Origin of the sequence: Limnohabitans sp. (genome assembly GCF_046052825.1) — a bacterium.
Lineage (GTDB): Bacteria > Pseudomonadota > Gammaproteobacteria > Burkholderiales > Burkholderiaceae_C > Limnohabitans.
This window is the reverse complement of sequence record NZ_JAVLFP010000103.1, coordinates 1-16906: the sequence shown is the minus strand read 5'-3', so window position 1 is coordinate 16906 and position 16906 is coordinate 1. Positions and strand designations below refer to the sequence as shown.

Annotated in this window: 20 protein-coding genes; 6 read left to right on the top strand and 14 right to left on the bottom strand. The window is 60.3% G+C overall.

Going from position 1 to position 16906, the window contains the following annotated elements; genetic code table 11:
* Positions 1-24 precede the first annotated feature (24 nt).
* From ACKWJN_RS16545 to ACKWJN_RS16525, 5 genes are all read right to left on the bottom strand, one after another.
* Entirely contained in the window at positions 25-690 is a 666-nt protein-coding gene (locus tag ACKWJN_RS16545; RefSeq protein ID WP_408598759.1) for an RluA family pseudouridine synthase, read from the bottom strand.
* Between the two features lie 12 nt (positions 691-702).
* A complete protein-coding gene (locus ACKWJN_RS16540) occupies positions 703-966 on the bottom strand; it encodes a 2Fe-2S iron-sulfur cluster-binding protein (RefSeq protein WP_408598741.1) in 264 nt (87 codons plus the stop codon).
* Positions 967-1022: 56 nt separating this feature from the next.
* The gene (locus ACKWJN_RS16535) at positions 1023-1307 is read right to left on the bottom strand and encodes a hypothetical protein (protein WP_408598739.1); all 285 of its coding nucleotides are present in this window, start codon (positions 1305-1307) and stop codon (positions 1023-1025) included.
* Positions 1307-1447 carry a hypothetical protein gene (locus tag ACKWJN_RS16530; RefSeq protein ID WP_408598737.1) on the bottom strand — a complete coding sequence of 47 codons (141 nt, stop codon included), beginning with the start codon at positions 1445-1447 and terminating at the stop codon, positions 1307-1309. Before ACKWJN_RS16530 ends, ACKWJN_RS16535 begins: the two co-directional genes overlap by 1 nt.
* A gap of 73 nt (positions 1448-1520) precedes the next feature.
* Positions 1521-2057: a pseudouridine synthase gene (locus ACKWJN_RS16525; RefSeq protein ID WP_408598735.1), complete on the bottom strand. Its 537-nt coding sequence runs from the start codon at positions 2055-2057 to the stop codon at positions 1521-1523.
* 48 nt (positions 2058-2105) lie between these two features.
* Between ACKWJN_RS16525 and ACKWJN_RS16520 the strand changes: the two genes are divergently transcribed.
* On the top strand, positions 2106-2783 hold the full coding sequence (locus ACKWJN_RS16520) for an SOS response-associated peptidase (protein WP_408598733.1): 678 nt from the start codon (positions 2106-2108) through the stop codon (positions 2781-2783).
* Here ACKWJN_RS16520 and ACKWJN_RS16515 read toward each other — a convergent pair.
* From ACKWJN_RS16515 to ACKWJN_RS16505, 3 genes are all read right to left on the bottom strand, one after another.
* Entirely contained in the window at positions 2758-3489 is a 732-nt protein-coding gene (locus tag ACKWJN_RS16515; protein WP_408598732.1) for a nucleotidyl transferase AbiEii/AbiGii toxin family protein, read from the bottom strand. The two genes, ACKWJN_RS16520 and ACKWJN_RS16515, sit on opposite strands and share 26 nt — an antisense overlap.
* Complete coding sequence (locus tag ACKWJN_RS16510; RefSeq protein ID WP_408598730.1) at positions 3482-3964, bottom strand: helix-turn-helix domain-containing protein; 483 nt, start codon at positions 3962-3964, stop codon at positions 3482-3484. The genes ACKWJN_RS16515 and ACKWJN_RS16510 overlap by 8 nt, the downstream gene beginning before the upstream one ends.
* Before the next feature lie 82 nt (positions 3965-4046).
* Positions 4047-5837: a glutamine--tRNA ligase/YqeY domain fusion protein gene (locus ACKWJN_RS16505; protein WP_408598728.1), complete on the bottom strand. Its 1791-nt coding sequence runs from the start codon at positions 5835-5837 to the stop codon at positions 4047-4049.
* A 95-nt stretch (positions 5838-5932) separates the two neighbouring features.
* Here ACKWJN_RS16505 and ACKWJN_RS16500 point away from each other — a divergent pair, with 95 nt between their 5' ends.
* Positions 5933-7162 (top strand): MFS transporter, encoded by a 1230-nt coding sequence (locus ACKWJN_RS16500; RefSeq protein ID WP_408598726.1) that lies wholly within the window; start codon positions 5933-5935, stop codon positions 7160-7162.
* Positions 7163-7186: 24 nt separating this feature from the next.
* Complete coding sequence (locus ACKWJN_RS16495; protein WP_408598725.1) at positions 7187-8059, top strand: undecaprenyl-diphosphate phosphatase; 873 nt, start codon at positions 7187-7189, stop codon at positions 8057-8059.
* A gap of 19 nt (positions 8060-8078) precedes the next feature.
* On the opposite strand, the gene ACKWJN_RS16490 is transcribed toward ACKWJN_RS16495, so the two are convergent.
* The 4 genes from ACKWJN_RS16490 to ACKWJN_RS16475 are packed head-to-tail and all read right to left on the bottom strand — an operon-like array spanning position 8079 to position 13294.
* Complete coding sequence (locus ACKWJN_RS16490) at positions 8079-8912, bottom strand: alpha/beta hydrolase (RefSeq protein ID WP_408598723.1); 834 nt, start codon at positions 8910-8912, stop codon at positions 8079-8081.
* A gap of 5 nt (positions 8913-8917) precedes the next feature.
* A complete protein-coding gene (locus tag ACKWJN_RS16485; RefSeq protein WP_408598721.1) occupies positions 8918-9745 on the bottom strand; it encodes a peptidase in 828 nt (275 codons plus the stop codon).
* Positions 9742-12366, bottom strand: a complete 2625-nt coding sequence (gene mutS / locus ACKWJN_RS16480) for a DNA mismatch repair protein MutS (RefSeq protein WP_408598719.1) — start codon at positions 12364-12366, stop codon at positions 9742-9744. Before mutS ends, ACKWJN_RS16485 begins: the two co-directional genes overlap by 4 nt.
* A 37-nt stretch (positions 12367-12403) precedes the next feature.
* The gene (locus ACKWJN_RS16475) at positions 12404-13294 is read right to left on the bottom strand and encodes an inositol monophosphatase family protein (RefSeq protein ID WP_408598717.1); all 891 of its coding nucleotides are present in this window, start codon (positions 13292-13294) and stop codon (positions 12404-12406) included.
* 105 nt (positions 13295-13399) lie between these two features.
* Between ACKWJN_RS16475 and ACKWJN_RS16470 the strand changes: the two genes are divergently transcribed.
* Both ACKWJN_RS16470 and cysE read left to right on the top strand, forming a co-directional pair.
* Complete coding sequence (locus tag ACKWJN_RS16470; protein WP_408598716.1) at positions 13400-14137, top strand: RNA methyltransferase; 738 nt, start codon at positions 13400-13402, stop codon at positions 14135-14137.
* 11 nt (positions 14138-14148) lie between these two features.
* Positions 14149-14922, top strand: a complete 774-nt coding sequence (gene cysE, locus ACKWJN_RS16465; protein ID WP_408598714.1) for a serine O-acetyltransferase — start codon at positions 14149-14151, stop codon at positions 14920-14922.
* 73 nt (positions 14923-14995) lie between these two features.
* On the opposite strand, the gene mog is transcribed toward cysE, so the two are convergent.
* Both mog and yjgA read right to left on the bottom strand, forming a co-directional pair.
* The gene (mog, locus tag ACKWJN_RS16460) at positions 14996-15616 is read right to left on the bottom strand and encodes a molybdopterin adenylyltransferase (RefSeq protein ID WP_408598712.1); all 621 of its coding nucleotides are present in this window, start codon (positions 15614-15616) and stop codon (positions 14996-14998) included.
* Positions 15613-16290, bottom strand: a complete 678-nt coding sequence (gene yjgA, locus ACKWJN_RS16455; RefSeq protein WP_408598710.1) for a ribosome biogenesis factor YjgA — start codon at positions 16288-16290, stop codon at positions 15613-15615. The genes mog and yjgA overlap by 4 nt, the downstream gene beginning before the upstream one ends.
* A 78-nt stretch (positions 16291-16368) precedes the next feature.
* On the opposite strand from yjgA, the gene ACKWJN_RS16450 reads away from it, so the two are divergent.
* On the top strand, positions 16369-16906 hold a 538-nt coding region (locus tag ACKWJN_RS16450), incomplete at its 3' end, for a PmbA/TldA family metallopeptidase (RefSeq protein WP_408598758.1).

Below are 16906 nucleotides of genomic sequence, written 5' to 3'. Positions count from 1 at the left end.
TGCACCCGCTCGGCTACAGATCTCTTACGCCGCCTGATACGGTGCTGACGTGCCCCAAGCCACAGGCAAATCAAACGACAGCGGCGCTTGGGTGAACGGATGGGCCAGCGCCAGGCTCTTGGCGTGCAACATCAGGCGCGGGCTCATGGCCAGCACCTCTGGCGGCGCGTACAAGGAGTCGCCGAGCATCGGGTGCCCCAGGCTTTGCATGTGCACCCGCAGCTGGTGGGTGCGCCCGGTGAAGGGCTCCAGCTCAATCAGGCTGGCCGTGTCGCCCACTTGCAAGCTGCGCCACAGGCTGCGGCTGGGTTTGCCGTCGGGGTGGATGATGTGGATGGGGCGACGCTCCCAGTCCAGCAAAATGGGGCCCTCCACCGTGTACCAACCTTCGTCGTTGGGTGCTGAGGCGGTGAGCAACGGGTTGCCTGCCACCACCGCCACGTAGCGCTTGTGCACTTGGCGTGTTTCAAACGCCCGGCTGATGCGGCGTTGCGCCTCAAGGCCACGCGCCATGATCAACAGGCCCGAGGTGTCTTGGTCGAGGCGGTGCACCACCAAAGCATCGGGATAGCGGTCTTGCACGCGTTTGGACAAACAGTCTTGCTTGTCAGGCCCACGCCCTGGCACCGACAACAGGCCGCTGGGTTTGTCCAGCACCAACAGGTGTTCGTCTTCGTAGATCGGGGTGATCACAGGCGGGGCTCAGCAGGCACAGGCGTCGGGTTGTTCAAGCACCACATGGGTGGTGGGGCGGGCCACACAAGGCAGCACATAGCCCTCGGCCTTTTCTTCGGCGCTCAAGCCAGGCCATTCCATGCTGTAAGTCACTTCTCCGCTGACCAAGCGGCACAGGCAGGTGCGGCAGGTGCCATTGCGGCACGAGCTCGGCAACTGCACACGCGACATCTCAGCCGCTTCCAGCAAGCTCAGGTCGCCCTCGACGTCGTATTGCAAATCGGCGGGCATCACTTGGACGGTGAAAATTCCAAAATCATCAGACACAGTAAAACACTCAAAAAAACTCAAACGCGGTTATGGAGTTGCTGCTCGGCTTTGTCCAGCCACAGCGCCAAGCTGTCGAACAAATCGGTTTGGCTGAACGAACAGCTTTCTTCGCTGAACAGTGCGCTCGACTCCAAACGGTCCAACAGCCCCAACCACACCTCGCTGTAGCGTGCGGGCAGGGCTTGCAACAACACCTCTTGGGCACGTGCTGCGCTGCTGAACGCCGACACGCTCAGCGCACCGCCACGCACCTCAGACAGCGTTTGACGCAAGCTGGCAATGGACGGGGCTGCGGGGTGCATCACTTGTTCTTGATCTTGCCGCGAGGTGCCACGTAGGTGGTGGGCGGGTTGGGACGGTCCGAGGTGGAGGTCTTGGGGGGCGAGTTGTCCTTTTTGGGCTTCTTCGTCATTTTGTTGCTGTGTTGTTCGCCTTTGGCCATAAGCCCTCCTGGAGGATCATCTCGGAGCGAGATGCCTAGGATGGTAAGTCACATTGCGCGGTGTCTTGGCGTTTCAAGGGGTTTCTTGTTGCCAAGCGCCACTGGCCAATTCGCTCAAGCTGTAGGGGCCTATCGCGGTGCGAATCAAGCGCAGGGTGGGCAAGCCCACGGCGGCGGTCATGCGGCGCACTTGGCGGTTGCGGCCCTCGCGAATCACCAATTCCAGCCAGGACGTAGGCTGGTGGCGTCGCACACGGATGGGGGGCGTGCGCTCCCACAGCGCGGTGGGAGGTTCGGCCACGCGTGCACGCGCTGGCCGGGTGAGGCCATCGTTCAACAACACGCCCTGGCGCAGCGTCTGAAGCGCTGCCTCGCTGGGCACACCCTCGACCTGCACCAGGTAGGTTTTTTCCATCTTGAAGCGGGGGTCGGCAATCTGGGCCTGCTGACGTCCATCGTCGGTGAGCAGCAACAAGCCTTCGCTGTCGGCGTCCAAGCGCCCGGCCACGTACACGCCCGGCAGATCGATGAATTCTTTCAGGCCACGCCAGCGTCCTTCGGGCGTGAATTGGCTGAGCACGCCATAAGGTTTGTTGAAGCGAATGAGCATGGTCCCAAGCGTAGCAGGCGAGCAACGAGGCACTGCTAGCATGGCCCCATGACTGCCCATTACGAGAGCGTGCAAACCGCCACCCTGTACCCCGATGCCTTTGGTGTGTCGGCCCCCGAAGCCGCCGTGTTGCGTGAGCTGTGGCCCCGCAAACCGGGGGTCTTCATTCGCAGCGTGTCCCTGTCTGCGGATGCACCGGTGGATGTCGATGCACCTGCGTCGTTACAGCTTGAATTGGGCCAGGGTCAATTTGGCTTAGTGCCGCCTTGGGTCAAATCCGCCTCTGACGCCAAATTGCGCTCGACCAAACTGGTCAACGCGCGGTCCGAGACGGTGAGCACCTCCAACAACTTTCACGACACCTGGCTGGCCGGTCAGCGCTGCATCGTGCCCATGATGGCGTTTTTTGAAGACGACTGGCGCAGCGGAAAAGCCGTGCCAACGCGCATCGCCCGTGTGGACGGCAAGCCCATGGGCGTGGCAGGTTTGTGGGAGCGCTGGGCCAAAGACGGGACGGAGATCGTCAGCTTCACCCTCTTGACCGTCAACGCCAACAGCCATGCCTTGTTGCACCGTTACCAACAAAACGGCAACGAAAAACGCATGCCCGTCATCTTGGGCGAAGGCGCGTATGGCGCTTGGCTGAGTGCGCGGCCTGAAAAAGCGCGGGAGTTCATGCGGGCTTACCCCGCCAACTTGCTCACAGCAAATCCGGTGGAGAAGTAGTCGCAGGCAGCACACGCGTCAAAGCCCGAATTTTTTGCCACACCAAAGCTTTGGGCAGATCCATTGCCATTGCTTGCATGCAGCGCTCCAGCCAACCAGGGCGCGTTTTGATGCGTTCAACAGCTTTTGCCAAATCACGTGACACCGCTGGACCGTAGGCTTCTTCGGCCTTTGCCATGGCAAGGCGCAATGCGGGCAGTTTGAGGTTCATCATGGCGAGGTCAATCACATCGCGACTGAATACACCATCATCGGCTTGCCGGTCAGAGTTGGCCAGTAACTTGCTGGCGGCCATGTCGTTGGGCGTGAGGGTGCTCACGTCGCACACCCTGTCGTTGTCTTTGGGGGCATCTAACGTGATGCGAGCCTCACGCACGATTTCAAACTTGATGGGTTGGCCATCCATTTGCAACTGTGTGCGAATACCGTACTGATCGGCACGAATCTCCCGCGTGACTGTGAGTGCAATCGCCCCCTGGCGAGTGAGAGGGGCCATGCCTTGTCCGCTGGTCAACAGCTGGCGCAGCGCTCGGTAGCCGCCTGCGTCAGATACCAAAAAATCCACATCCACTGACTCGCGGTATTCGCCGTAACGCAGCGCCATGCAGGTGCCCCCGCCGAACAGGCAATGGTGCTGGCGCAGCAAATCGGCATCCAGTGCCCACAGCACGCGCGCAATGCGCTGGTGGTGTGCTCGATTAAACATCGTGAGTTGGTGTGTCAAGTGCCAAGCTCAGGGACTGCCACAAATCTTGCTCATCCTCGCCCATGGTTTGGGTGTCAATGTGACGCGCGTTGCGCTCGTAGATGTCTAGTGCTTCGCGGGGTGTGAGCGTGTCCATGCCGTGCACCTGCCAAGCCAATTGCCTGAGTTGCGGGTAATCCGCCAGTGCGATACGTGCTGGAATCCAGCCCTTGTGCGCGTGTTCTCTGCTCGGCATCGTGTCGGTGGTGGCTTTTAGCACCAAACCCAGTGCTTCCAAGGCATTGCAATAAGCACCCATGGTCACCGACGGTGCACCCTTTTCAATGCGATGTAAGGTGATGCGTGACATGCCTGCGGCCTCGGCCACCACGGTGGCGCTGATGCCCAGCGTCTTGCGGTGTGCGCGAATTTGCGCGCCCAAAGTCTGCAAGCGGGTGACAGTGGGGGGATGAATACCAGGCGTGGTAGATTCCATGATGTTTCTGATTGTATCCAATTTTGATTAATTGCATACAATAAGAAACAATTTTAAAATCAAGTCATCAGGTTCGGTGTCTTCACTTCGCCCAGGTGTCCTTCAACCCCGTGGCCTTGTTGAACACCAACCGGCCTGCCGCATGGTCTGTGCGGTCGGCCACAAAGTAGCCATGGCGTTCGAACTGAAAGTGTGTGCCTGCCGCGCTGTGTGCCAATGAAGGCTCGGCATAGGCGGTCACCACCTTCAAGCTGTCGGGGTTGAGCAAGCTCAAAAAGTCTTTGCCACCTGCGTCGGGTTGTGCGTCGGTGAACAAGCGGTCGTAGAGGCGCACTTCGGCTTGCACGCCATCCGATGCCCCCACCCACGTGATCACGCCTTTGACCTTCACACTGTCCGATCCGGGCGTGCCACTCTTGGTGTCGGGGATGAGTTCAGCATGCACTTCAAGCACTTGGCCGTTGGCGTCTTTGATGGCGCCCGTGCAGGTGATGACATGGCCATATTTCAAGCGCACCTTGTTGCCGGGGAACAAGCGAAAGAAGCCTTTGGGCGGTGTTTCTTCGTAGTCGCCACGCTCAATCCACAGTTCTTTGCCGAACTTGAATTGGCGTTGTCCCAACTCGGGGTGGTGGGGGTGCACTGGGGCGTGGCAATCGTCCAGCGTGCCCGCGCCATGCAAGGCATCCCAGTTGGTGATGACCAGTTTCACCGGGTCCAGCACCACGCAGGCACGGGCGGCTTTGGGGTCGAGGTCTTCGCGCAGGCAACCTTCCAGGGTGCTGTAGTCAATCCAGCTGTCGCTCTTGGTCACACCAATGCGCTCGGCGAACAACTGCAAGCTCTCGGGGGTGTAGCCGCGGCGGCGCAAACCCACGATGGTGGGCATGCGCGGATCGTCCCAGCCTGACACCTTGCCTTCGTTGACCAGTTGGGCCAGTTTGCGTTTGCTGGTGACCACATAGGTCAAGTTCAAGCGCGCAAATTCATACTGCTTAGGGCTGGGCGCGGCCAGCAAGCCGCCTTCGCACAAACGGGCCATCAGCCAGTCGTAGAACGGGCGCTGGTCTTCAAACTCCAGCGTGCAAATGCTGTGGGTGATTTGTTCCAATGCGTCTTCGATGGGGTGCGCAAAGGTGTACATCGGGTAGATGCACCAGGTGTCGCCCGTGTGGTGGTGGGTGGCACGGCGAATGCGGTAGATGGCTGGGTCGCGCATGTTGATGTTGGGCGCGGCCATGTCAATCTTGGCGCGCAACACCGCCGCGCCGTCTTCCAGCAAACCGTTTCGCATGTCGCGAAAGCGTGCCAAGTTCTCAACCGGTGTGCGGCTGCGAAATGGGCTGTTGACCCCAGGTTTGGAAAAATCGCCCCGGTTGACGCGCATGTCTTCTGCGCTTTGCTCGTCCACATAGGCGTGGCCCGCTTCAATCAGGTGCTCTGCGGCACGGTACATGAAGTCAAAGTAGTCGCTGGCCTGATAAGGCGCAGCACTGCCTGGGGCTTGGCCGAGTTGCGACCAGTCAAAGCCTAGCCATTTCACCGCGTCAATGATGCTGTTGACGTACTCGGTGTCTTCTTTTTCTGGGTTGGTGTCGTCAAAGCGCAGGTGGCACACGCCACCGTAATCGCGGGCCAAACCAAAGTTCAGGCAAATGCTTTTGGCATGCCCTACGTGCAAATAGCCGTTGGGTTCGGGCGGGAAACGGGTGCGAATTTTGGCTGGGTCAGGTGCGCCTTGTGCTTGGTGTGCTGCGTCACCGGGGCTGCCGGCCCAGCGGCGGCTGGTGTAGGTGCCTTGGGCCAGGTCGTTTTCAATGATTTGGCGCAAAAAATTGCTGGGTTTGTTGTCGTTGTCAGCCGGTGTAGTCATGCGATTCATTTTACGGGCGTGATGAACGCGCTTTTGGGGCTGTGCACTCTTTAAAATCTCCGCTTCACGTGTTCCTCTGAATCGAATTCCCCGCTATGTTCCAAACCCTTCGCAACCGTGAGGCTGCGATGCCTTTCATCATGCTTGCCGTGCTCATCGACATGGCGGCCATTGGGGTCATCATCCCGGTCTTGCCTGTGTTAGTGGCCAGTTTTTCTGCCAACCAAGCCGATCAGGCCTATTGGTACGGCGTGGTCGCTGTGGCCTTTGGCATGGCCAACTTTTTGGGCTCGCCGCTGTTGGGCGCACTGTCAGACCGCTTTGGTCGCCGTCCGGTGTTGTTGCTGGGCTTCATGGGCTTGGGCATCAGCTTTTTTGGCATTGCGTTGACCGACACCCTGTGGGGGCTGATCGTGGTGCGCACCTTGGGTGGTGTGATGCAAGGCAACATTGCCATTGCCAACGCCTATGTGGCCGACATTTCCTCACCCGAGCAACGTGCCAAACGCTTTGGCTTGCTAGGCGCCATGATGGGCGTGGGCTTCATCATCGGGCCCGTGGTGGGCGGATTGATGGGGGCCATCAACCTGCACCTGCCTTTTTACCTGGCCGGTGGTTTGACCTTGCTCAACCTGCTCTACGGCTACTTTGTGTTGCCCGAGTCCCTGCCATTGGACAAACGCAAACCCTTTGCGTGGCGCGACGCCAACCCCATCAAAGCCTTGCGTGGTTTGGCCCAACTCAAAGGTGTGGGGCCTTTGGTGGGCGTGGTGGCTTTGAGTGGCCTTGCGCAGTTTGTGCTCTACACCGTGTGGGTGCTCTACAACGCCTTCAAGTTTGGATGGGGGGCCGAGGAAAACGGTTACTCACTGACCGCTGTAGGGGTCACGGCCGTGTTGGTGCAAGGGGTGTTGATGGGCCCGCTGCTCAAACGCTTCAAGCCTCAGCGTTTGGTCATCATGGGCTTGGTGTCTTCTGCGCTGGGCTACTTTTTGTGGGGTGCAGCCACCCAAGGGTGGATGATGTACGCCGTGATCGGCATCAACCTGCTCGGGGGGACGGTGACGGCTTCGGTGCAAAGCTTGATTTCGTCTGCGGCCGACAGCCGCAACCAAGGTCAGACCATGGGCGCGGTGAGTTCCCTCAACGGCTTGATGGCCGTGGTGGCCCCCATGCTGGGTGCGCCCTTGTTGGCGGCTGTGTCGCATTTTCCGCAAGGCGACTGGCGCATTGGCGCACCATTTTTCTTTTGTTCAGCGCTGCAAGTGGGGTCGTTGGTGTTGGCGGTGTTGTACCTGCGCCGGCATCCTCAGTCGCCCCGATAATTGAGCACGTTTTGCTGGAGTTGTATGGATATCGTTTTGCTGTTGAAGGCCGCCGTGATGGGCGTGGTCGAAGGTTTGACCGAGTTCTTGCCCATCTCTAGCACCGGACATTTGATTTTGGCTGGCGCCTTGCTGGGTTTTGACGATGACAAGGCCAAGGTGTTTGACATCGCCATCCAAACCGGCGCCATCTTCGCCGTGGTCTTGGTGTATTGGGAAAAAATTTCCAGCACCGTGGTGGCCTTGCCTTCGCAGCGCATGGCACGACGTTTTGCCTTGAATGTCTTGATCGCGTTTTTGCCTGCCGTGGTGCTGGGCTTGCTGTTTGGCAAGTTCATCAAATCGCATTTGTTCACACCCAGCGTGGTGGCCAGTACGTTCATTGTGGGCGGTTTCATCATTTTGTGGGCCGAGGGTTGGGGGCGGCGTCATGCCTTGAATGGCACCGAGGGCGCCACCGATGTGCACCCCAATGACAACGCCCGCATCCTCAATGTGGAGTCGATGACGCCGTTGGACGCCTTGAAGGTGGGGTTGGTGCAATGCCTGGCCATGATCCCCGGGACCAGCCGCAGTGGCGCCACCATCATTGGTGGGATGTTGCTCGGGCTGTCACGCAAAGCCGCCACCGACTTCTCGTTTTACCTGGCCATCCCCACCTTGATCGGCGCAGGTGCTTACAGCCTGTACAAAGAGCGTGCCCTGCTGAGCTTGGCGGACGCGCCTGTGTTTGCGGTGGGCTTGGTTTTTTCGTTCCTCAGCGCGTGGGTCTGTGTGCGCTGGTTGTTGCGCTACATCGCCACCCACAGCTTCATTGTGTTTGCTTGGTACCGCATTGTGTTTGGCATCGTGGTGCTGGGGACCGCTGGGTTGGGTTGGGTGACTTGGGCTGCTTGATACAAGCCACAGTGTTGACCTAAGCGACAGACTTGTCTTCACCCATCAAGTTCAGCAACGCAGCCTCGACGGCTGCCGCACTCGCCAAAGGGCGTTCCATCGGAAACAGGTGTGTGCCATCCACCATGGCGATGCGCCCCTGCGTGATGCGGCGGCTGAAGTCCAGCCCCACTTGACGCAACTCTTTCGATTGCAAGCCACCAATGAACGCTGCTTTGCAACGGAGCGGGTGTCGCTTGAAGTAGCGCTCTAAGTGGTCGGGCAGGCCGTTGTAGATGGCGCTTTCAATGTCACGGTCAAAACTCAGCACACGCCGCGGGCCATGTGGGCCCGGCTCGTCGTGCGTCCCGTGGGTCACGTAGTCGTGCAACACCTCGGGGGCCCACTTGGCGAACACGCGCTTGTGCTGAAAGTGCGCCAAGGCCTCGGCCAGATCGGGCCAACTGGTGCGGCGCTTGCGGCTGACGGCTGCGGGTGAAAGCGACTCGGCCATTGACAAGCGTTTGCCCACTTTGAGCAAGTTGGCGCGCCACCCGCCTAGCATGGGTGAGTCCAACAACACCACGCCACGCACCAAGGTCGGATTTTTGGCTGCGGCCATCATGCTCAAGATGCCGCCCAGTGAGTGGCCCACCAAAAATACCGGGGTGGCTTGGGCCAAAGGGGTGACAAAGTCGGTCAACTCGTGCACCAGATGCGGCCAATTGTTGGTCACGGGGTAGCGCGGGTTGTGCCCCAACTTCTCAATCGCCTCGACCTGAAAACCGCGTTGCCGCAAGTCTTTGAGCATCACGCCATAGGTGCTGGCCGGAAAGCTGTTGCCGTGCGAGAAGACGATCAGGGGTTTCGTCATGCAGATCAGATCAGACGGTCGTCTGGGGTGCCAATCTTTTTGAGGACTTGTGCACGCACAGCCGGTTGAAGCAACGGTGTGTTGGTTTGACCGCCGTTCCACATGGGGTCTTCAATGCCATCGAATACCTCGCGCAAGCGCTCGCCCCAGCTGTTGTGCAACATCTGGAAATACGGGTTGTGCTCGTCGATGCACACCACTTTGTCGCTGTGAAAGCTGTCGGCCTCGTACACCACCATGTCCAGCGGCAAACCCACCGACAAGTTGGATTTGAGGGTCGAGTCCATCGACACCAAAGCGCATTTGGCCGCCTCGTCCAGCGGGGTATCGGGGTGCAGCACGCGGTCGAGCACGGGCTTGCCGTATTTGGATTCACCAATTTGGAAGTACGGTGTTTCGGCCGTGGCTTCGATGAAGTTGCCGGGCGAATAGACCTGAAACAAGCGCATGCCTTCGCCCGCAATTTGCCCGCCAAAAATCAGCGACACATTGAAGTCCACACCGGCCGATTGCAGTGCTGCAGCGTCACGCTCATGCACACGGCGAATGGCCGAGCCCAGCACGCGCACGGCATCAAACATGCTTTTGGCGTTCCAAATGGTGATGGGGTCGCTCTCGGGCGTTTCTTTGAGTTGTTCCACTTGCAAGATCTCGCGCACCGACTGTGAGATCGACAAATTACCCGCCGATAACAACACCATGAAGCGATCGCCCGGCTTTTCGTAGACGATCATTTTTCGGAAGGTGCTGATTTGGTCCAGACCCGCGTTGGTGCGCGAGTCTGACAAAAAGACCAAGCCAGCTTTGAGTTTGATGCCTACGCAATAAGTCATGACAGTTTTTTGAGTTGATACAGGGCGTCCAGCGCATCGCGGGGACTCAGTTTGTCGGGGTCGATCTCGGCCAGTTTCGCATGCAGCAAGCTGGGGCCTGCGTGGTCGACTTCAGGGGGTGGGGCAAACAGATCGACCTGCAAGCGTGACGCATCGGCCCCCGCTTCGAGCGAGGCCAAGGCATGGCGTGCATGGTTGAGCACCGGCGTGGGCATGCCGGCCAAGCGCGCCACCTGAATGCCGTAGCTCTTGCTGGCCGGGCCCGCTTGAATTTCGTGCAAAAACACAATGTGGTTGCCACTCTCTGCCGCACTCACGTGCACGTTCACAGCGCCGCGGTGGTTGGCCGGGAACTCGGTGAGTTCAAAGTAGTGGGTGGCAAACAGCGTGAAAGCTTGTGTCTTGTTGTGCAAATGCGCGGCAATGCCGCTGGCCAAGGCCAGGCCGTCGAAGGTCGACGTGCCGCGGCCAATCTCATCCATCAGCACCAGGCTGTGTGGCGTGGCGGCGTGCAAGATTTGCGCGGCTTCGGTCATCTCCAGCATGAAGGTGGACTGCGCATTGGCCAAGTCGTCAGCCGCACCGATGCGGGTGTGGATGGCGTCAATTGGCCCCAAGCGACAGGCGCTCGCTGGCACGTGGCTGCCGATGCTGGCCAGCAACACGATCAGCGCCACTTGCCGCATGTAGGTCGACTTACCGCCCATGTTGGGGCCGGTGATGACCTGCATGCGTTGCGTGGGTCCTAGCCTTGTGTCGTTGGGGATGAAGGTTTTGGCGGCACCGCCCGAGGCCATGCCATGGGTTTCGGCCAAACGCGCTTCAACCACCGGATGACGGCCTTGGGTGATGTCGATGCACGGGGTTTTGACAAACTCGGGCGCACACCAGTTCAGCGTCAGCGAGCGTTCGGCCAAAGCACTCAAGGCGTCGAGCGTGGCCACCGCCGTGGCCAAACGGGTGAGGGCTGGCACAAACACTTGCAGCGCGTCGAGCAATTGCTCGTACAAAAACTTCTCACGTGCCAGTGCACGCTCTTGTGCGCTCAGGGCTTTGTCTTCAAAGGCTTTGAGTTCGGGCGTGATGAAGCGCTCAGCATTTTTCAGGGTCTGGCGACGTCGGTAGTCCTCGGGCACTTTGTCCACTTGGCCTTGCGTGACTTCAATGTAAAAGCCGTGCACCTTGTTGAACTGCACCCGCAGGTTGGCAATGCCGGTGCGTTCGCGCTCACGCGTTTCCAGCGCCAGTAAAAAGTCGTCGCAATTGGTTTGAATGGCCCGCAACTCATCGAGTTCGGTGTCAAAGCCGTTGCCGATCACGCCGCCATCGCGCACCAGTGCGGCGGGGTCGGGCAAGAGTGCGCTGGCAACCAACTGTGCGCACTCTGGGGGCATGTTCAGCGCTTGCACCACCAGCTCCAGCAAGGGGCTGGCGCTCAGCACAGGGGCCAACAAGGGCTGCATCTGCCAGGCTTTGTGCAGGGCCAGCCCAAGGGCCACCAGTTCGCGGGGCCGCACCTGACGCAAGGCCACGCGCGCGCTGATGCGCTGCACATCGGCCGAGCCCTTGAGGGCTTCGCGCAAGGCCTTGTAGACCTCGCCGTGTTGGGTGTTTTGTAACGCGGCAATGGCCCCCAGGCGGTGTTGGGCGTTGCTGCGGTCACGCTCGGGTTCGAGCAGCCAGCGCTTGAGCTCGCGGCTGCCCATGCCCGTCATGCAGGTGTCGAGCAGCGAGAACAGGGTGGGGCTGTCTTCACCGCGCAGGGTTTGGGTCAGCTCCAAGTTGCGGCGGGTGGTCAGGGGCAAATCGATCAGCGCGTCATCGCGTGCCACCACCACACCATGCACGTGGGTCAAGGCACGGCCTTGCGTGTGCTCGGCATAGCCCAGCAATGCGGCCACCGCCGCGTGGGCCTGCGTCACGTCTTGGGCGTTCCAAGCATTGAGCGAGGCGGCCTTCAAGTGCTCCAACAGCTTGCGTGCGCCCAAAGCCGCATCAAACTGCCAGGCCGGACGGATGTGGATGGGCAGGTTGACCTGCTGGCACAAGGCCTTGAGCTGTTGCTCAAACACAGGGCTGGCGTCGGCGCTGTAAATCACCTCGCTGGGCGCAATGCGGGCCAGCCAGCTGGGCAATTCGTCACTGCCGCATTCGGCCAGATGCACCAAGCCTTGCGTGATGCTCAACCAAGCCAAGCCACACCCGGTGCGTGCGCTTTGGTGCACCGCCAGCACAAAGGCTTCGCTTTTGTCGGACAGCAAGGCACTGTCGGTCAGCGTGCCGGGGGTGACCACGCGCACCACCTTGCGTTCAACCGGCCCTTTGCTGGTGGCCACATCGCCCACCTGTTCGCAAATGGCCACCGATTCGCCCAGCTTGAGCAAGCGTGCCAAATAGGTTTCGACCGAGTGAAACGGCACCCCTGCCATCACCACCGGTTGCCCACCCGATTGACCGCGCTGCGTGAGCGTGATGTCGAGCAAGCGGGTGGCCTTTTCGGCATCGGCAAAGAACAACTCGTAAAAGTCGCCCATGCGGTAGAACAACAGCGTGTCGGGGTACTCGGCCTTGAGGCCAAAGTACTGCTGCATCATGGGGGTGTGCGCAGACAAATCAGACATGGCAGCGGTCAAGCGTGAAGGTCTGGGTGAAGCCGCTTCAGAGCGGTGCGTCGTCCTCGCTGTGCGAGGAGATGCTCAAGGTCTTGGCCGACTCGCTCACCGCACGCTTGTCGTCGGCGCTGGCGAACTTGGAGTACTTGTGCAGCAAGGGCACCAGTTGGGCGTAAATGCGTGGGCTGGCGGCCAAGCACTCGCGTTGTTCCAAAAAGTTGGCGTCGCCCGTGAAGTTGCCCACCAAGCCACCCGCTTCGGTGATCAGCAACGCACCGGCAGCCATGTCCCAGGGCTGCAAACCCAGTTCAAAGAAACCATCGCTGAAGCCCGCAGCCACATAGGCCAGGTCCAGCGCTGCGGCACCCGGGCGGCGCAGGCCGGCGGTGCGTTGCATCACGTCGCCCATCAAACGCAGGTATTTGTCAAAGTCGTCCTCGGGGCGAAACGGAAAGCCGGTGGACAGCAAGCACTCGTCAAGGCGGGTGCGCTTGCTCACGCGGATGCGGCGTTCGTTCATGAACGCGCCACGGCCTTTGGTGGCGGTGAACAAGTCGTTGCGGCTGGGGTCGTACACCACGGCTTGCTCGAGCTTGCCGCGCACTTGCAGGGCAATGCTCACGCAATAGACAGGAAAGCCGTGGATGAAGTTGGTGGTGCCGTCCAGCGGGTCGATGATCCAGATGTGGTCTGCCTTGGGGTTGCCGTGTTCTGAGCCAGACTCTTCGGCCAAGATGCCGTGGTCGGGGTAGGCGGTCAGCAGGGTGTCGATGATGGCGCGTTCGCTTGCGTGGTCGACTTCGGTGACAAAGTCATTGACCTGCTTTTGAGAAATGCGAACGGCCTCCACGTCCAGCGCGGCGCGGTTGATGATGGCACCAGCGGCGCGTGCGGCCTTGATGGCCACGTTGATCATGGGGTGGAGTGTGGACGACATGGATTGTGTGAAGAGCTGACCCGGCAAAGGGTTGGATGAACAGACCCGGCGATGCGGGCGGCGACAATAGGCCAGATTTTACGCCCCTTGCACCGCACATTTCCCATGCACACCCGCTTCATTCTTTTAAACACCAGCCATGCCGGCAACGTGGGGGCGACCGCACGCGCCATGAAGGTCATGGGCTTCACCGACTTGGTGTTGGTCGCTCCGCGCTGGGACAACGTGCTGCGCCGTGAAGAAACCATCCAGCGCGCCAGTGGCGCCCTGGATGTGCTCAACCACGCGCGCATCGTCGCCACCCTCGATGAGGCGCTGGACGGCATCAGCCACCTGTGTGCCACCGCCATGACGCCGCGTGACTTTGGCCCGCCCACCCTCGACCCGCGCAGCCACTTTGCGGCCTTGGCTGCGTCCCATGCGCAGGCCCCGCAGCAAGGGGTGGCGTTTTTGTTTGGCACGGAGCGCATTGGCATGCGCAACGAAGACGTGTACCGCTGCCACACCTGCTTGAGCATTCCCGCCGACCCCAACTTTGGCTCCCTCAACCTGGGGGCGGCGGTGCAGGTGCTGGCCTATGAGTGGCGCATGGCCCTGGGTGGGTTTGCGGTGCAAGAGGCCGTGCCCCCAAGCGAACTGGCCGATGCTGCCCAAGTGACGGGGCTGCTGGACCACTGGCAACAGGCCTTGACCACGATTGGTTTTTTGGACCCGGAGTCGCCTAAGAAGCTGATGCCACGCCTGAACCAGTTGTTCAATCGGGCGCAACTGACACAAGAAGAAATCCACATCTTGCGCGGTGTGGCCAAAGCCATGGTGCAAGCCGCCAGCGACAAACGATAGACTCACAGCCTATGTTTTCACGCCTTCGCTCTGACGTTCAATGCATTCTTGACCGCGACCCCGCTGCCCGCAGCCGCTGGGAAGTGCTCACCTGCTACCCCGGTTTGCATGCCTTGGTGCTGCACCGTCTGGCCCACGCCTGCTGGGGCTGGGGCTTGCGTTGGTTGGGGCGGTTTATCTCCAACCTTTCGCGCTGGTTGACGGGCATCGAAATTCACCCCGCCGCCAAAATTGGCGAGCGCGTGTTCTTTGACCATGCCATGGGCGTGGTGGTGGGCGAGACTGCCGAAATTGGCGACGGCTGCACCATTTACCAAGGCGTGACCTTGGGCGGCACCTCGCTCTACAAAGGCACCAAGCGCCACCCCACGCTGGGCCGCGATGTGGTGATTGGCGCAGGCGCCAAAGTGTTGGGCGGCTTCACCGTGGGCGATGGCGCCAAAGTGGGTAGCAACGCGGTGGTCACCAAGCCTGTGCCCGCAGGTGCCACAGCCGTGGGCAACCCGGCGCGCATCATCCAAGCCGAGTCGGATGCCAAGCGCGAAGAAGCGGCGTCGAAGATGGGTTTTTCAGCCTACGGGGTGACGCAAAACGACGACCCCTTGAGCCAAGCCATGCGCGGGCTGATTGACAGCGCGGCGGGTCAAGAGCACCAAATTGCTTTGCTCTGGCAAGCGATTGAGAAGCTCTCAACTTCCCAGGTCTCGCCACAAGACTGTGTGCCCAGCGACGCGGCGCGTCTTGAGCACTTCGAAGCAGCGCGCATCAACCAGTTGCTGGACTGAGGCGTGCTTGGAGGACGCCTGTTGGCCCTCCGTTAGCCCTCAGTTGCGCCTCGTCAGACAGGCTCAAGGTGTTTCAAACACGCTTCGACTTGATGGCCGTTTTAGGCCGCCAGCCTTTGCAAAACGCATCGCGCGTTTCCATGTAAGGCCCGCCAATCAGGTCAATGCAATACGGCACGGCGGCAAAAATGCCATCCACCAGTTGTTGACCCTCGGCGTCCTTCAAGCCCCCCAAGGTTTCTTGGATCGATTTGGGCTGGCCGGGCAAGTTGATGATCAGGCTCTGGCCCCGAATCACCGCCACTTGGCGCGACAAGATGGCGGTGGGTACAAACCGCAAGCTGATCTGGCGCATTTGCTCGCCAAAGCCCGGCATCTCTTTGTCGGCCACGGCCAAGGTGGCTTCGGGTGTCACGTCGCGCAATGCGGGTCCGGTGCCGCCAGTGGTCAGCACCAAAGAACATCCGGCATCGACCAACTCAATCAGGGTTTGGCTGATCGTGGCTTGTTCGTCTGGGATGAGCCGAGCGTGGTAGTCGATGGGGTTGAACAAGGCCTGGCCCAACCAGTCGCGCAAGGCGGGCAGGCCTTTGTCTTCGTAAGTGCCGCTGGATGCGCGGTCGCTGATCGACACGATGCCCACCTTCAGGGTGTCACAGCGTGCATCGGGCGTGGGCAAGTCGGGTGCTGTCATGGCTTGTAGCTCTCGGTGTCTTCTGGCTCGGGGGTGCGCAATGCATCTTCGGCATCGCTCAAAGTGGTTTTGACGAGTTGAAAAATGTCGCGGTAAGCGCGCCCCTGGCGTGGCAGCAGACCTTTGGCCACATCGGCTTTGGAGGTGGTGTCGTCTTTGCGCGCTTGGCGCACCAGCGCGCGCAATTGCTGGCTGTCGGTGCTGGGGTGGGCCAGCATCCACTCCGACACCGCGTTGTCGTCTTGAATCAGACGGTCCCGCCAGTGCTCGGCCAAATGCAGCGCCAAGGTGTCACGGGTGCTGCCCATGCGCTGCTCATTCAGGATGTCGCGCATGGCGGCCACCGCGTCTTCGGTGAGCTTGCGCATCAACTTGCCCACATACTGCATTTGGCGACGCTTGCCTTCAAAGTTGGTGATGCGGCGCGCTTCGGCCATGGCCTCGCGCAGTTGGTCAGTCAAATGGCCTTGGGTTTGCAGCCGATCTAGCAGGTCGGTGCGCAAAGTCAGCAGTTCCACCCCGAGGTCTTGCCGCTCGTCGCTTTCGCGTTTTTTATCGGTGCGGCTGGCACTGTCGGTGCCTTTGAGTTCGCGTTTGAGCTCCAGGTCGAGTTCGCTGCCTTCGGCCACAAATTGGCCGCGAACGAAGTAACCTTTTTTGGGTTTGCGTGACATAAAAAGAGGGGGTCCAAAGCGGTCGGCTTGCCCTTCAACACAAAGGGAAACACAGTGACAAGTATCATAGCCGCCGATATGAGCAAAGCCACCCCTACACCCTCTCGCGCCTCTTTGGGCGCCACCCGCCCCACCCACTCTGGCTTCAGTTACAGCCGTGACCAATTTGAAGCCTTGGTGGATTTGGCGCTGGGTCATGCCAAAAAACTGGGCGCCACCGACGCAGGTGCTGAAGCCTCTGAGGGCAGCGGGTTGAGTGTGTCTGTGCGCAAGGGCGAGCTGGAAAACGTGGAACGCAACCGCGACAAATCGCTCGGGGTCACCGTGTATGTGGGCCACCGTCGCGGCAATGCCAGCACCTCTGACTTCTCCAATGCCGCCATTGAGCGCACCGTGCAAGCGGCCTATGACATTGCGCGCTTCACTGCCGAAGACCCCATGGCCGGTTTGCCCGACGAACAAGACATCGCACAACACCAGCCCGAGTTGGACTTGTTCCACCCCTGGGCCATCACCAGCGAAGAAGCTGCTCAGTTGGCCCTGCGTTGCGAAGACGCCGCCATGCGCACCAGCAAGCGCATCACCAACAGCGAAGGCGCTGCGGTGTCGGCGCAGC